At 66.0% G+C, this 15,330-nt stretch carries 11 protein-coding genes and 3 rRNA genes; 7 read left to right on the top strand and 7 right to left on the bottom strand.

Annotated elements, in window-relative coordinates; genetic code table 11:
• Positions 1-81: 81 nt before the first annotated feature.
• On the top strand, positions 82-1,905 hold the full coding sequence (locus OG505_RS28130) for a VanW family protein (RefSeq protein WP_405429067.1): 1,824 nt from the start codon (positions 82-84) through the stop codon (positions 1,903-1,905).
• Positions 1,906-1,989: 84 nt separating this feature from the next.
• On the opposite strand, the gene OG505_RS28125 is transcribed toward OG505_RS28130, so the two are convergent.
• The 6 genes from OG505_RS28125 to OG505_RS28100 form a co-directional block, all read right to left on the bottom strand.
• Complete coding sequence (locus tag OG505_RS28125) at positions 1,990-2,154, bottom strand: hypothetical protein (protein WP_405429066.1); 165 nt, start codon at positions 2,152-2,154, stop codon at positions 1,990-1,992.
• Positions 2,151-2,381: a hypothetical protein gene (locus tag OG505_RS28120; RefSeq protein ID WP_405429065.1), complete on the bottom strand. Its 231-nt coding sequence runs from the start codon at positions 2,379-2,381 to the stop codon at positions 2,151-2,153. Before OG505_RS28120 ends, OG505_RS28125 begins: the two co-directional genes overlap by 4 nt.
• 100 nt (positions 2,382-2,481) lie before the next feature.
• Positions 2,482-2,598, bottom strand: a 5S ribosomal RNA gene (gene rrf, locus OG505_RS28115).
• An 86-nt stretch (positions 2,599-2,684) separates the two neighbouring features.
• Positions 2,685-5,792: ribosomal RNA gene (locus OG505_RS28110) — 23S ribosomal RNA — on the bottom strand.
• Between the two features lie 384 nt (positions 5,793-6,176).
• Positions 6,177-7,691, bottom strand: a 16S ribosomal RNA gene (locus OG505_RS28105).
• Together the 16S, 23S and 5S rRNA genes form the textbook arrangement of a ribosomal RNA operon.
• A 689-nt stretch (positions 7,692-8,380) precedes the next feature.
• Positions 8,381-8,635: an SCO4848 family membrane protein gene (locus OG505_RS28100; RefSeq protein WP_405429064.1), complete on the bottom strand. Its 255-nt coding sequence runs from the start codon at positions 8,633-8,635 to the stop codon at positions 8,381-8,383.
• A 173-nt stretch (positions 8,636-8,808) separates the two neighbouring features.
• On the opposite strand from OG505_RS28100, the gene OG505_RS28095 reads away from it, so the two are divergent.
• From OG505_RS28095 to OG505_RS28080, 4 genes are all read left to right on the top strand, one after another.
• Entirely contained in the window at positions 8,809-9,273 is a 465-nt protein-coding gene (locus OG505_RS28095; RefSeq protein WP_405429063.1) for a PRC-barrel domain-containing protein, read from the top strand.
• Positions 9,274-9,282: 9 nt separating this feature from the next.
• On the top strand, positions 9,283-9,459 hold the full coding sequence (locus OG505_RS28090) for a hypothetical protein (RefSeq protein ID WP_405429062.1): 177 nt from the start codon (positions 9,283-9,285) through the stop codon (positions 9,457-9,459).
• Positions 9,460-9,548: 89 nt separating this feature from the next.
• Positions 9,549-10,607 carry a tryptophan--tRNA ligase gene (trpS, locus tag OG505_RS28085; protein WP_405429061.1) on the top strand — a complete coding sequence of 353 codons (1,059 nt, stop codon included), beginning with the start codon at positions 9,549-9,551 and terminating at the stop codon, positions 10,605-10,607.
• A gap of 173 nt (positions 10,608-10,780) precedes the next feature.
• Positions 10,781-11,371, top strand: coding sequence for an HAD family hydrolase (locus OG505_RS28080; RefSeq protein ID WP_405429060.1), 591 nt, complete (start codon positions 10,781-10,783; stop codon positions 11,369-11,371).
• A gap of 4 nt (positions 11,372-11,375) precedes the next feature.
• On the opposite strand, the gene OG505_RS28075 is transcribed toward OG505_RS28080, so the two are convergent.
• A complete protein-coding gene (locus tag OG505_RS28075; protein WP_405429059.1) occupies positions 11,376-12,347 on the bottom strand; it encodes an NADP-dependent oxidoreductase in 972 nt (323 codons plus the stop codon).
• A gap of 547 nt (positions 12,348-12,894) precedes the next feature.
• Here OG505_RS28075 and OG505_RS28070 point away from each other — a divergent pair.
• Positions 12,895-13,557: a hypothetical protein gene (locus OG505_RS28070; RefSeq protein WP_405429058.1), complete on the top strand. Its 663-nt coding sequence runs from the start codon at positions 12,895-12,897 to the stop codon at positions 13,555-13,557.
• 240 nt (positions 13,558-13,797) lie between these two features.
• A complete protein-coding gene (locus tag OG505_RS28065) occupies positions 13,798-15,240 on the top strand; it encodes a non-reducing end alpha-L-arabinofuranosidase family hydrolase (protein WP_405429057.1) in 1,443 nt (480 codons plus the stop codon).
• Positions 15,241-15,330 lie beyond the last annotated feature (90 nt).

Genomic DNA, 15,330 nt, shown 5'->3' with positions numbered 1-15,330 from the left:
GACGCGGACGGCCGAGCATTGGTTACCGTGGTGTCCTCCGGGAGGGGGGACCTCCCGTGGCACCTGGCGATCGAGGTTGCAGTGACGCTGTACGGCGACAAACGTCCACCCGACGACGACCGACCCACCGTGCTGGTCACCGCGGTCACCTGGCCGGACGACGGGCCGGAGGCGGTCACGCCGCCCGCGGCCACCGGCGAGCCGGACAACGGTGGACGCCGTCCGCGCCGGATGCGGATGCTGCTCGCGGCCGGCGTCACCGGCGGTGTCCTCGCCGCCGTGGCGGGCGCCGGCGCCTGGGCGTACGCCGGGGACGTGCCCCGGGGCACCAGCGTGCTCGGCGCCGAGTTGGGCGGCCGCAGCCGCAGCGCCGCCGACCGGGAGTTGCGGGCTGAGCTGGACCGGCGGGCGGCGGCCCTCGCCGCGCCACTGCGGGTCACGGTCGGAGAGCACACCGCCGAGATCAACCCGGCCGATGTGGGGCTGGGCGTCGACGTGGCCGCCAGCGTGGCCGCAGCGGCCGAGGCTGACGCGCACCCGGTCAGTCGGCTGGTCGGCTCGCGAACCGTCGACCCGGTGGTCACCATCGACACCGACCGGCTGGACGCGGCCCTGCGCAAGGTGCTCGGCGACCAGGTCCGCCCGATGACGATGCCGGCCATCACCTACCAGGGCACCACCCCGAAGGTCGTACGCCCCAGGCCGGGCCTGGCGTTCGACCCGCAGCGCTCCGCCGACGCCGTCCGCACCGGGTGGCTGGCCGGCACCCCGGTCACCGTGCCGCTCGTGGAGAGTCAGCCGGCGACCACCGCCGAGGAGCTGGACCGGCTGGTCGCCGAGCTGGCCAGGCCGGCGGTCGCCGCGCCGGTCACCCTGCGCACCGACAAGGGCTCTGTGCGGGTGCCACCGGCGGCCATCGCGAAGAGCCTCCGGTTCACCGCCGACAAGGCCGGCAAGCTCACTCCGGCGGTCGACGTCAAGCGGCTGCGCGCCGCCCTCGGCGACGACCTGCTCGCGATCGAGGTGCCGCCGAAGGACGCGTCGATGACCATTTCTGGCGGCCGGCCCACGGTCACCGACGGTCGCGCCGGCCAGCAGCTCGACACCGCGGCCCTGGGTCGTGACCTGTTGGCCGTGCTGCCGAAGTCGGACGGACGCGAGGTGACCGGCGAGCTGAAGGCGACACCGCCGGAGCTGACCGCGGAGAAGCTGGCCGGTCTGGGCATCAAGGAGCGGGTGTCCACCTTCACCACGCGGTTCACCGGTGGCATGGCGTCGTCGCGCAGCCAGAACATCGCCACCATCGCCAAGGAGGTGGACGGCACGGTCGTGCTGCCGGGCAAGACGTTCTCCCTGAACGGGCACACCGGCGAACGCGGCTACGCGCAGGGCTACCGGGACGCGCCGGTCATCCTGGACGGCAAGCTGGTGCCGGGCGTCGGCGGCGGCACCTCGCAGTTCACCACCACCCTGTTCAACGCCACCTACTACGCGGGCCTGGAGGACGTCGAGCACAAGCCGCACTCGTACTGGTTCGACAGGTACCCGGCCGTCATCGAGTCGACCATCTTCTGGCCCAACCTGGACTTCAAGTTCCGCAACAACACCGAGTACGGCCTGCTCATCGACACCTCGTACACGTCGAGTTCGGTGACCGTCTCAATCTGGAGCACGAAGATCTACGACAGCGTCAAGACCGAGTACGGGCCTCGGCGCAACATCACCACGCCGAAGGTCATCCACCTGGAACCCGGCCCGTCGTGCATTCCGAGCAACGGCATCAACGGTTTCGCCCAGGACGCCTTCCGGGTCATCAAGAAGGGCGGCGTGGTCGTCAAGCGGGAGAAGTTCACCTGGCGCTACGACGCGGAGCCCCGCTACGTCTGCGGCCCCAAGCCCTCCTGAGCCTCCACGGCCCTCCTGAGCCTCCACGGCCGTCCTGAGCCTCCACGGCCGTCCTGAGCCTCCACGGCCGTCCTCACGCCGTGGTCAGAATGTGGCGATCGGGTTGACCGGGCTGCCGGACGTGCCGGCGAAGCGGACCGGCGCGACGGCGAGCTGGAAGTCCCACTGGCTCAGCTCGGCGGCGGTCGACGTGCACGCCTCCAGGTCGCAGTTGTCGAGCAGCCACAGACCCATCGCGACGAGGGTCACGCGGTCTGCTCCTTAGCATCGGCTGACGGCAGCGGAACCATTCGCTCTTCCTGTACTCGGATCTCGGCCCGGTACCGGGTCGCGGCCGGGTGCCACATCTCCTCGAAGGGCCCCATGACCTCCCCACCGACACCGCGGCGACGGCCACGGACGCCCAGCCACGCCAGCGCACCCAGCACCGCGGCCACGCAGCAGGCGAACACTAGGAGGATCAGGATGTCATCCACAGGGCCGAGCCTAGGTCAGGCACCGGTCGCCGGCAGCGGGTGCCAGGCCGGGAAACGCAGAAAAGGCCACCCCGTTGGGGGTGGCCTTTTCTGGAAGATTGTCCGGCGGTGTCCTACTCTCCCACACCCTCGCGAGTGCAGTACCATCGGCGCTGGAGGGCTTAGCTTCCGGGTTCGGAATGTAACCGGGCGTTTCCCCTCCGCCATGACCGCCGTAACTCTATGAACATATCAAACAACCCCGGCACACACGTCACGGGTGTTCGCTTGTTCAGAGTTGCACAGTGGACGCGTAGCAGCTTAGTAGTCAAGTCCTCGGCCTATTAGTACCGGTCAACTGAACCCGTTACCGGGCTTACATTTCCGGCCTATCAACCCAGTCGTCTAGCTGGGGGCCTTACCCCACAAAGTGGGTGGGATACCTCATCTTGAAGCAGGCTTCCCGCTTAGATGCTTTCAGCGGTTATCCCTTCCGAACGTAGCTAACCAGCCGTGCCCCTGGCGGGACAACTGGCACACCAGAGGTTCGTCCGTCCCGGTCCTCTCGTACTAGGGACAGCCCTTCTCAAGTATCCTACGCGCACGGCGGATAGGGACCGAACTGTCTCACGACGTTCTAAACCCAGCTCGCGTACCGCTTTAATGGGCGAACAGCCCAACCCTTGGGACCTGCTACAGCCCCAGGATGCGACGAGCCGACATCGAGGTGCCAAACCATCCCGTCGATATGGACTCTTGGGGAAGATCAGCCTGTTATCCCCGGGGTACCTTTTATCCGTTGAGCGACACCGCTTCCACTCGCAAGTGCCGGATCACTAGTCCCGACTTTCGTCCCTGCTCGACCTGTCAGTCTCACAGTCAAGCTCCCTTGTGTACTTGCACTCAACACCTGATTGCCAACCAGGCTGAGGGAACCTTTGGGCGCCTCCGTTACCCTTTAGGAGGCAACCGCCCCAGTTAAACTACCCACCAGACACTGTCCCTGAACCGGATAACGGTCCGAAGTTAGATACCCAAATCAACCAGAGTGGTATTTCAAGATTGCCTCCACCCATACTGGCGTATGGACTTCACCGGCTCCCACCTATCCTACACAAGCTAATTCGAGTACCAATGTCAAGCTATAGTAAAGGTCCCGGGGTCTTTCCGTCCTGCCGCGCGTAACGAGCATCTTTACTCGTACTGCAATTTCGCCGGGCCTGTGGTTGAGACAGTGGGGAAGTCGTTACGCCATTCGTGCAGGTCGGAACTTACCCGACAAGGAATTTCGCTACCTTAGGATGGTTATAGTTACCACCGCCGTTTACTGGCGCTTAAGTTCTCCGCTTCGCCCCGAAGAGCTAACAGGTCCCCTTAACGTTCCAGCACCGGGCAGGCGTCAGTCCATATACATCGAATTACTTCTTCGCATGGACCTGTGTTTTTAGTAAACAGTCGCTTCCCCCTGCTCTCTGCGGCCATACAACGCTCCACCCGCGCGGGGCTTCACGTCTCCGGCCCCCCTTCTCCCTAAGTTACGGGGGCAATTTGCCGAGTTCCTTAACCACAGTTCGCCCGATCGCCTCGGTATTCTCTACCTGACCACCTGTGTCGGTTTGGGGTACGGGCCGCTAAGAACTCGCTAGAGGCTTTTCTCGGCAGCATAGGATCACTGACTTCACCTGAATCGGCTCGGCATCACGTCTCAGCCTCAATGTGTCGCGGATTTGCCTACGACACGGCCTACACGCTTACCCCGGCACAACCACCGGCCGGGCTCAGCTACCTTCCTGCGTCACCCCATCGCTTGACTACTACCCATCAGGTTCCCACGCTCCCCACCATCCGTCCGAAGACATCAGGCAGTTCGGGTGGTTAGCACAACGAGGTTCATCAGGGACGCTCTTTCGCGGGTACGGGAATATCAACCCGTTGTCCATCGACTACGCCTCTCGGCCTCGCCTTAGGTCCCGACTCACCCAGGGCGGATTAGCCTGGCCCTGGAACCCTTGGTCATCCGGCGGAAGGGTTTCTCACCCTTCTTTCGCTACTCATGCCTGCATTCTCACTCGTGCCGCGTCCACAACTGGGTCACCCCGCTGCTTCACTCGCGGCACGACGCTCCCCTACCCATCCACACACCTGCACGCACCATCAAGGGCACGCGAGGTTAAAATGTGAATGCCACAGCTTCGGCGGTGTGCTTGAGCCCCGCTACATTGTCGGCGCGGAACCACTTGACCAGTGAGCTATTACGCACTCTTTAAAGGGTGGCTGCTTCTAAGCCAACCTCCTGGTTGTCTATGCGACCCCACATCCTTTTCCACTTAGCACACGCTTAGGGGCCTTAGCTGGTGATCTGGGCTGTTTCCCTCTCGACTACGAAGCTTATCCCCCGCAGTCTCACTGCCGCGCTCTCACTTACCGGCATTCGGAGTTTGGCTGATTTCGGTAAGCTTGTGGGCCCCCTAGACCATCCAGTGCTCTACCTCCGGCAAGAAACACGCGACGCTGCACCTAAATGCATTTCGGGGAGAACCAGCTATCACGGAGTTTGATTGGCCTTTCACCCCTAACCACAGGTCATCCCCCAACTTTTCAACGTTGGTGGGTTCGGCCCTCCACGCGGTCTTACCCGCGCTTCAGCCTGCCCATGGCTAGATCACTCCGCTTCGGGTCTAGGACACGCGACTGAATCGCCCTATTCAGACTCGCTTTCGCTACGGCTCCCCCACACGGGTTAACCTCGCCACATGCCACTAACTCGCAGGCTCATTCTTCAAAAGGCACGCCGTCACCCCGCAAGGCTCCGACGGATTGTAGGCGAACGGTTTCAGGTACTATTTCACTCCCCTCCCGGGGTACTTTTCACCATTCCCTCACGGTACTCGTCCGCTATCGGTCACCAGGAAGTATTTAGGCTTACCAGGTGGTCCTGGCAGATTCACGGCAGATTTCAGGGGTCCGCCGCTACTCGGGAACACCCACAGAAGGTCAGCAACTTTCACCTACCGGACTCTCACCGTCTACGGTCAGCCATTCCAGACTGTTCGACTAGCCACTGACTTTGTAACTCCTCGAACAAGTGTCAGCTTGTTCAGCAGGGTCCCACAACCCCGACCACGCAACCCCTGACAGGTATCACACGCAACCGGTTTAGCCTCAATCCGCTTTCGCTCGCCACTACTCACGGAATCACTATTTGTTTTCTCTTCCTACGGGTACTGAGATGTTTCACTTCCCCGCGTTCCCTCCACACACCCTATGTGTTCAGGTGTGGGTGACACCACATGACTGGTGCCAGGTTTCCCCATTCGGACACCCTGGGATCACAGCTTGGTTGACAGCTCCCCCAGGCCTATCGCGGCCTCCCACGTCCTTCATCGGCTCCTGGTGCCAAGGCATTCACCGTTCGCCCTTGACAACTTGACCACAAAGATGCTCGCGTCCACTGTGCAATTCTCAACAAACGACCAACCCACAACCCCAACGCCCCACACCAAACCCAGACCCGTGGTCCAGCGGTATGTGAGGCCAGGCCATGCCTGGCAGACTCCCAGCCCCCACAAGGGAGGCTGGCCAAGTCTCTGAAACAACAACCACTCGGGTTGTTCCTTCAGGACCCAACAGGGTGCTCACATTCTTCCTCAGCCGCACCAGGGACTTCGTTCCCACCACCACGAGGGCAGCTGTACTAGAAGGAACCCGGCCGTTGCCGAGGGAAAACTTGCCAGTGTCTCCGCCATTCGAGCACCCCACCACCACATTCGGGCAGCGCGGGCTCCTTACCGACTTTCGTCGGAAGGTGCTCCTTAGAAAGGAGGTGATCCAGCCGCACCTTCCGGTACGGCTACCTTGTTACGACTTCGTCCCAATCGCCAGCCCCACCTTCGACGGCTCCCTCCACAAGGGTTGGGCCACCGGCTTCGGGTGTTGCCGACTTTCGTGACGTGACGGGCGGTGTGTACAAGGCCCGGGAACGTATTCACCGCAGCGTTGCTGATCTGCGATTACTAGCGACTCCGACTTCACGGGGTCGAGTTGCAGACCCCGATCCGAACTGAGACCGGCTTTTTGGGATTCGCTCCACCTCACGGTATCGCAGCCCATTGTACCGGCCATTGTAGCATGCGTGAAGCCCTGGACATAAGGGGCATGATGACTTGACGTCATCCCCACCTTCCTCCGAGTTGACCCCGGCAGTCTTCGATGAGTCCCCGCCATAACGCGCTGGCAACATCGAACGAGGGTTGCGCTCGTTGCGGGACTTAACCCAACATCTCACGACACGAGCTGACGACAGCCATGCACCACCTGTGACCGCCCCCGAAGGACCCCCCATCTCTGGAGGTTTTGCGGCCATGTCAAACCCAGGTAAGGTTCTTCGCGTTGCATCGAATTAATCCGCATGCTCCGCCGCTTGTGCGGGCCCCCGTCAATTCCTTTGAGTTTTAGCCTTGCGGCCGTACTCCCCAGGCGGGGCGCTTAATGCGTTAGCTGCGGCACAGGGAACCGGAGAGGCCCCCCACACCTAGCGCCCAACGTTTACAGCGTGGACTACCAGGGTATCTAATCCTGTTCGCTCCCCACGCTTTCGCTCCTCAGCGTCAGTTTCGGCCCAGAGACCCGCCTTCGCCACCGGTGTTCCTCCTGATATCTGCGCATTTCACCGCTACACCAGGAATTCCAGTCTCCCCTACCGAACTCTAGCCTGCCCGTATCGACCGCAGGCTTGGGGTTGAGCCCCAAGTTTTCACGGTCGACGCGACAAGCCGCCTACGAGCTCTTTACGCCCAATAAATCCGGACAACGCTCGCGCCCTACGTCTTACCGCGGCTGCTGGCACGTAGTTGGCCGGCGCTTCTTCTGCAGGTACCGTCACTCTCGCTTCGTCCCTGCTGAAAGAGGTTTACAACCCGAAGGCCGTCATCCCTCACGCGGCGTCGCTGCATCAGGCTTCCGCCCATTGTGCAATATTCCCCACTGCTGCCTCCCGTAGGAGTCTGGGCCGTGTCTCAGTCCCAGTGTGGCCGGTCGCCCTCTCAGGCCGGCTACCCGTCGTCGCCTTGGTAGGCCATCACCCCACCAACAAGCTGATAGGCCGCGAGCCCATCCCAAGCCGAAAAACTTTCCACCCCCAGCCATGCGGCCGGAAGTAATATTCGGTATTAGCCCCGGTTTCCCGGGGTTATCCCAAAGCTTGGGGCAGGTTGCTCACGTGTTACTCACCCGTTCGCCGCTCGAGTACCCCGAAGGGCCTTTCCGCTCGACTTGCATGTGTTAAGCACGCCGCCAGCGTTCGTCCTGAGCCAGGATCAAACTCTCCAACAAAAAATGAGTTGAACAGCTATCCCGACAACAAACAAATGTTGCCAAAGGAATCCCAACCAGCCAAACCCGAAGGCCCGACCAGTCCGGGGTATAAATCATAATTGGCACTGGCTTTACAAGCACCCTGTTGAGTTCTCAAAGAACAACCACACACCGACCAGAGACCCAACCAGTGGGCCACCATCCCGGGGCTTTTCGTTCCGCGCCCCCGGCGCTCTCGCGCCGGGCACTTTTACTACGTTACCTCACCGTCTTCGCCGTGTCAAACCGTGTGTCCCGGTCTGTCGTGCTTCATACGGGTTGGTCCCGGCGCACTCACGCAGCAGCGAACCGCTGCGTCAGGTCGTCGGATTTGGCAGGCCGGCCGCTGCGGTCTCCCGCAATCTCGCCCGGTGCCCTGCCGGTCGTGAACCTTACCCGGTCGGTTCCGCTGCACCAAATCCGCCTCGCGGCTGATCCGGTGAGCCCCGCCCGAACCGTGTCCGCAGCGGCGAACCCCTGCCTGACCCGGCTGCCTGCCCGATCCGGTGCTCCAGGTTTTTAGCCCTGTTTGCCCCGTTCCGCGCTGGCAGAGAGAAAGTTACGCGTCCGTGGGTTTGATCGTCAAATCGGCGGGTAGCGTCCCGCGTCACACTGATCCCCGCCGGCTCGGATCAACCACCCGGCGCCTCGCCGAGCAGCGGCGGAGGTCAGGACGCCCGGCGTCGGCGGGCGGCGAACCAGGCACGGATACCGAGCACACCGACGGTGGTCCCGATGGCCAGGGACGCGCCGATCAACAGAGCGTGCACCCACAGGAAGCTGGTGGCGGCGCCGTCGGCCACCGTGCCGGAGGCCCAGGATCGCGGGTCCTGCCAGATGGCGACGGCGAACCTCGGCCAGATCACCCAGGTCCAGATCCCGACCCCGACCAGGAAGAGAGCCCACCCTCGCGACAGCACCATGGCAGCCGAGTATGCCAGCGCAGCCGATCCGCGAGCTGGCCGAGGACGCGACGGGCGCGACACCCGGACCGCACCGCCGACCGGGGGTTGGCACTCCAGGCGATCCGTTTCCGGCAACGCCGGGGTGGGCACTGCGAAGCAGGACAGCGAAGGACCGTCCCCCGGAGGTGCCCGTGCGACCCTCGATCTTCAATCCCTGGGCCTGGCGTGATCCCTCCGCCCTGGCCGGCGGATACACGCAGACCACCCCCTCGGCCGCTGGTCCGGGCGGCCCGAACGGCGCGCACGAGGGCCCGGACGCCCCCGGCCCCGGCACTCCCGTGGACCTGGTCGGCTATCACGTGCAGGCGAGCGACGGGCGCATCGGCACCATCGACGAGGCGAGCGACGACGCGGACGCCGGATACCTGGTGGTGGACACCGGCCCGTGGATCCTCGGCCAGAAGGTGCTGCTGCCGGCCGGCACGGTGGAACGGGTCGACCACCTGGACCGTGTCGTACACGTCGACCGGACCCGGCAGGAGATCAAGGACGCGCCGCCGTACGACCCGGAGTCGACCAACCCGGAGTACCGGGACCGCGTCGGCCGGTACTACACGGACCGTCACCTGCCACCCCGGGAGCGGCACCCCGGGTAATGTGAGGCCGTGGTCCGGACGGGCAGTTGCGTGTCGGAGGCGGTCGATGTGGTCGACGGCCTGCCGCGCGGTGTCGTGCCCACGGTCCCGACCAGCTCCGGCGACGGCCGTGAGCACTTCCTGGACGTACTCCGTGCCGGTGGTCTGCGGTACCGCGCCGGCGCGCGATGGCGGACGGCTCGCTGAGCCCTGTTTCCGCTGACCGAGGGGCCTTTCCGCCCCGCTCGGCGCGCGCCCACCCGTGATCCACTCACCCGCACGAGAGGCACCTCGCCATGTCCATCGCACGCATGCTCACCGGCGACCGGCCCACCGGCCGCCTGCACCTTGGCCACTACGTCGGCAGCATCGCCAACCGGGTGCGGCTGCACCAGCGCTACGAGAGCTTCTTCATCATCGCTGACCTGCACATGCTGACCACCCGCAACCGCCGGGAGGACATCGACCAGGTCTCCGGCAACGCCCGCGAGATGGTGACCGACATCCTCGCCGCCGGCGTCGACCCGGCGCGGGCCACGTTCTACCTCCAGTCGGCCATTCCGGAGGTCGGCGACCTCAACACCCTCTTGCAGAACCTGGTGACCGTGCCGCGGCTGGAACGGGTGCCCTCGTTGAAGGACATGGCCCGCGACGCGGGCAAGGAGGAGATGCCGTACGGGCTGCTCGGTTATCCGGTGCTCCAGGCCGCGGACATCCTGTGCGTGAAGGGGGAGGTGGTGCCGGTCGGCCGGGACAACGCCGCGCACGTCGAGGTGACCCGGGAGATCGCCCGCCGCTTCAACCACCTGTACGGGCCGGTGTTCCCGGTGCCCGAGCTGATCCCGGCGGACACGCCCAGCCTGGTGGGCACCGACGGCACGGCCAAGATGAGCAAGAGTCGGGGCAACACGATCGCTCTGTCCGACGACGCGGCCACGGTGCGCCGCAAGGTGCGCGGGATGTACACCGACCCGAACCGGGTGCGGGCCGACGTGCCGGGGACGGTGGAGGGCAACCCGGTCTTCGCGTACCACGAGGTGTTCAACCCGGACCGTGCCGAGGTGGCCGACCTGGCCGACCGTTACCGGGCCGGGCAGGTGGGTGACGTGGAGGTCAAGGAGCGGCTGGTCGTCGCGCTGGAGACGTTCCTGGCGCCGATCCGGGAGCGCCGGGCCGCGATCGAGGCCGACCGGGGGCTTGTCGACCGGCTGATCGTCGAGGGCACCGAGCGGACCCGGCAGGAGGTACGCCAGACCCTGACGGAGGTACGCCGGGCGATGGGGCTGACCGGGGCGTACCAGCAGATGCGACGGCGGGCCGAGCGGACCCGACGCCGGACGGACGCCCCGGCCTGACGCGGCGCTCGGGTCTCCTCGTTGCGACGGGGAGACCCGACGTCGAGGAGGCCATCCGGCTGGCCCGGAGCCTGCGCCGGCTGGTCGACACCGAGCCGGAGCGAGCGCACCTGCTGCGTCGGGCTGGCATCCGTCCGCGCGGACTGAACGGGTTCCCGCTGTACCCTTCCCCGATGACTCTGCCTCTGCCGCCCGGTGAGTTCGCCGCGTACCTGTTCGACTGCGACGGCACGATCGTCGACTCGATGCCGCTGCACTACGTGGCGTGGCAGCGGGCGCTCGACGAGTGGGGCTGCGAGTTCCCGGAGGACCTCTTCTACGCCTGGGGTGGCCGGCCGACCGCCGACATCATCGTCGCGCTGAACGAGCGGCACGGTCTGGCGATGCCGGTGGCGACCGTGGTCGAGAACCGCGAGCGCATCTACCAGGAGTTGCTGCCGCAGGTCGCCGCCGTGCCCGAGGTGGTGGCGCACATCCACGACGCGCACCGTCGGGTGCCGTTCGCCGTCGTCTCCGGCAGCACCCGCGCCACGGTCACCGCCTCCCTCGACGCGCTCGGTCTGCTGGACCGCTTCGACGTGCTGGTGTGCGCCGAGGACTACACGCGGGCCAAGCCCGACCCGGAGGCGTTCCTGCTCGCGGCACGGCAACTCGGCGTACCCCCGGGCTCCTGCCTGGTCTTCGAGGACACCGACCTGGGCATCCAGGCCGCGACGGCGGCCGGCATGGCTTCGGTACGCGTGCCGCAACAGCGCGTCGGCTGACGCCTCAGGCGATCGTCAGCAGCAGCTTGCCCAGGTAGGAGGTCTCCACCCGCTTGTGCGCCTCCCGCACCTTGCCCAGCGGGAACGTCTCGGCGACGTGCACCACGAACGGCCCGGCCTCGATGAGGTCGTTGAGGCGCTGCAACTGTCCGCGGTTGGCCACACCGTCGTACGCCCGGACCGACACACCGGACCGTTCGCGCGGCTCCGGCCGCACCCCGTGGGCGTACGCGACGACCCCGCCGTCGGACAGCGTCTCGGTGAGCTGGTCCAGCGTCTTCCCGCCGGCCATCGCCAGGATGCCGTCCACTCCTTGCGGAGCCGCGTCCCGGATCGTCGCGAGCACCTCGGCGGGGTCGGCGTGGCCGTCGAGTGACACGTCGGCGCCGAGGCGGGTCACTAGCGCGACCCCGTCGCTGCCGGAGGCCACCGCGATCACCTTGAGGCCCTGTCGCTTCGCCAACTGCACGGCCAGGTGGCCCTGCCCACCGCTCGCACCGAAGATCAACAACCAGGCGCCCGCCGGCAGGCTGAGGGTGTCCAGCCCGGCCAGCGCGGTCAGCGCGTCGGTGGGCATCGCACCGGCGTGCTCGGCCGGCACACCGTCGGGCAGCTTCGCGGCGTACTCGGCCTTGACGGCCGCGTACTCGGCGTAGAAGCCGCCCTTCGGTCGGGTGGTGGCGTAGGCGTAGACCAGGTCACCCACCGCGAGATCGGTCACCTGGCTGCCGGCTGCGATGACGCTTCCGGCGCCGTCCGAGCCGGGCACGATCGGAAACTCGGTGCCCTCGGGCACCAGCATGCCCTGCCGCTCGTACACGTCCCACACGCCCACGCCGGCGCTGAGGACCTTGATCAGCACCTCGTCGGCGGCGGCCTCGGGCACCGGAAGTTTCCGCAGGGTGATCACCTCCGGCCCGCCGAACTCGTCCAGCGCCGCAGCCTGCATCCGCTCTGGCACGTCCACGTCAACCATGTGGGCTTCCTCTCCGGGCCGGCGTCACCGTCGCAGCATGCCGGCTCGGTGGCGGGCCCGGCCCGGTGCCGGGTGCCGTTCACCCACAAGGGCGACCGGCCGCGGTCGGTGTGCCCACGAGGGTGTAACCCTGACCGGGATCGTGGTCTTGCTCTGACGCGCGGCCTGCCCCCGTCGGATGAACCGACCCTCGCCCGCGAGCGGCTCTTCCGCCAGGCCGACCGGCCGCGCCGGTTGCGGCTCGTCGACTGCACGCCGACCAGCACCGGTGTCCGTGTCCTCATGCTGGAATACGAATTGGAGTGATCGGCCGGGGCAAATGTTGGCCATCAATTGATGAATGGCTATGTTATCGATAACATGGCGATCGTTGCGGGAGCCTCGCCGCTCGCGCGGACCCTCGGGCAGGGTCCGCACAATCCACGTTCCCGGCCGCGTCGTCCAGGCGACCACGGCCCACGCGCACGGGCATCGCGCATTCGCCGTCCCGCATCCGGTCGTCAGGCGCCAGGACCCCGTCCGGGCATCTCCGTGGTGGCCGTTCAGCGTGAACATCGCCGGCGGCACCCGTTACGACACCAACGTCGAGCAGGACCTGGTTGACGGCTTCGACCGGGTGCGCAACACCTTCGCCGCGCGGGGCGTACCGGTGATCGTCGGCGAGTGGGGTTTGCTCAGCTACGACTACACCCGACCCGGCATCATCGAGCGCGGTGAGCTGCTGAAGTTCTTCGAGGCCGTCGGCTACCAGGCCCGGATCAGGAAGTTCACCACCATGCTCTGGGACGCCGGGTCGTTCCTGAACCGCAACACCCTGCAGTGGCGGGACCCGGGCCTGCTGGCACTGATGAAGACGAGCGTGACCACCCGGTCGGCCACGGCCTCCTCGGACCCGCCGACCCAGGCCGCCGCCACCGGGACGACCGCCTCCTTCACCATCCCCACCCAGTTCCGGGGTGACCAGCTCGCCACGATGGAGGCCAGGTACGCCGACGGCTCTGCCGCCGGGCCGGCGAACTGGACCACCTACAAGGAGTTCTGGAGCAACTTCCAGCCCGACTACGCGGCGAACACGATCCTGTTGAAGCCCGAGTTCTTCGCCGAGGTCAACGACGGACCGGTCACTCTCACCTTCCATTTCTGGAGCGGAACGCAGATCACCTATCGGCTGACCAAGTCCGGTGGCACCGTCACCGGCGCCGTTGGCTGACGCCGCCTCGGTCGCCGTTCGCACGACGTCCGGCGTCGGCACGGCCGTCCCGGTGCAGCGCGCGCCGGGACGGCCATGTCAGCCTGCTCGGAGGGCTCGCGATGACGGCCAGACGCCTCCAAGGCATCGAGGTTGATGGTTTGGGAGCGCTCCCGTAACATACGCGACGCGGCTGTTAACGCTCACCTAACAATGATTCCCACGAATGTGGAGGCCGCCATCCCGTCAGGAGGGTGCTTGATGACCATATTTAGACCGACCAATGTCGGCCTCGTCTCGGCAGGTGTCGCGTTGCTGGCGTCGGCCACGGTCGCCGTGGCGTTGCCGGCCGGCGCCGCCGCAGCGGGCTGCTCGGTGAACTATGCCGTGTCGTCGCAGTGGCAGGGCGGGTTCGGCGCCAACGTGACGATCACGAACCTCGGTGATCCGTTGAGCAGTTGGACGTTGACGTGGTCGTACAGCGCCGGGCAGACGGTGACGCAGTCGTGGAACACGGAGTTGACGCAGAGCGGCGCGGCGGTGACCGCACGCAACGTGAGCTACAACGGGTCGGTCGCGACCAACGGCACGGTGTCGTTCGGCTTCAACGGGTCGTGGACGAGCAGCAACCCGGACCCGACGAGCTTCGCCCTCAACGGCGTGACCTGCAACGGCGGCACGACGCCGACGACGCCACCGCCGACCACCCCACCGCCCACCACGCCCCCGCCCACGACCCCGCCACCGACCACCCCACCGCCGACGACCCCGCCACCCACGACCCCGCCGCCGACCACGTGTGATCTGCCGTCGTCGTACCGGTGGTCGTCGACCGGGGCGTTGGCGCAGCCGAAGTCGGGGTGGGTGTCACTCAAGGACTTCACCGTCGCCCCGTACAACGGGCGGCAACTGGTCTACGCGACCACCCATGACACCGGCACCCGGTGGGGCTCGATGAACTTCGGATTGTTCACCAACTGGTCGGACATGGCCTCGGCCAGCCAGAACACGATGAACAACGCCACCGTGGCACCCACCCTGTTCTACTTCGCCCCCAAGAACATCTGGGTCCTGGCCTACCAGTGGGGCGGCACCGCGTTCTCCTACCGCACCTCCACCGACCCCACCAACCCCAACGGCTGGTCCGCCGCGCAGACCCTGTTCACCGGCAGCATCTCCGGCTCCGGCACCGGCCCCATCGACCAGACCCTCATCGCCGACAGCACCACCATGTACCTGTTCTTCGCCGGCGACAACGGCAAGATCTACCGCGCCAGCATGCCCATCGGGAACTTCCCCGGCAGCTTCGGCAGCACCTACACCACCATCATGAGCGACTCCACCAACAACCTGTTCGAAGCCGTCCAGGTCTACAAACTCCAAGGCCAGAACCGCTACCTCATGCTCGTCGAAGCCATCGGCTCCCAGGGCCGCTACTTCCGCTCCTTCACCGCCACCAGCCTCGGCGGCACCTGGACCCCCCAGGCCGCCACCGAGAGCAACCCCTTCGCCGGCAAGGCCAACAGCGGCGCCACCTGGACCAACGACATCAGCCACGGCGAGCTGATCCGCACCAACGCCGACCAGACCTTCACCGTCGACCCCTGCAACCTGCAACTGCTCTACCAGGGCCGATCCCCCAACTCCGGCGGCGACTACGGCCTCCTGCCCTACCGCCCGGGCCTGCTCACCCTGCGACGCTGACGCCACCACCTGACCACCCCGGGGCGGGTTCGGCACCACGGCCGAACCCGCCCCGGGTCACGTGCCGGGCCGTTCGTCCCGGCCGCCTCG

The sequence above is a fragment of the Micromonospora sp. NBC_00617 genome (genome assembly GCF_045161355.1).
Taxonomy (GTDB): Bacteria; Actinomycetota; Actinomycetes; order Mycobacteriales; family Micromonosporaceae; genus Micromonospora.
The sequence above is the reverse complement of the archived record's forward strand: the minus strand, read 5'-3'. Positions and strand labels throughout refer to the sequence as shown.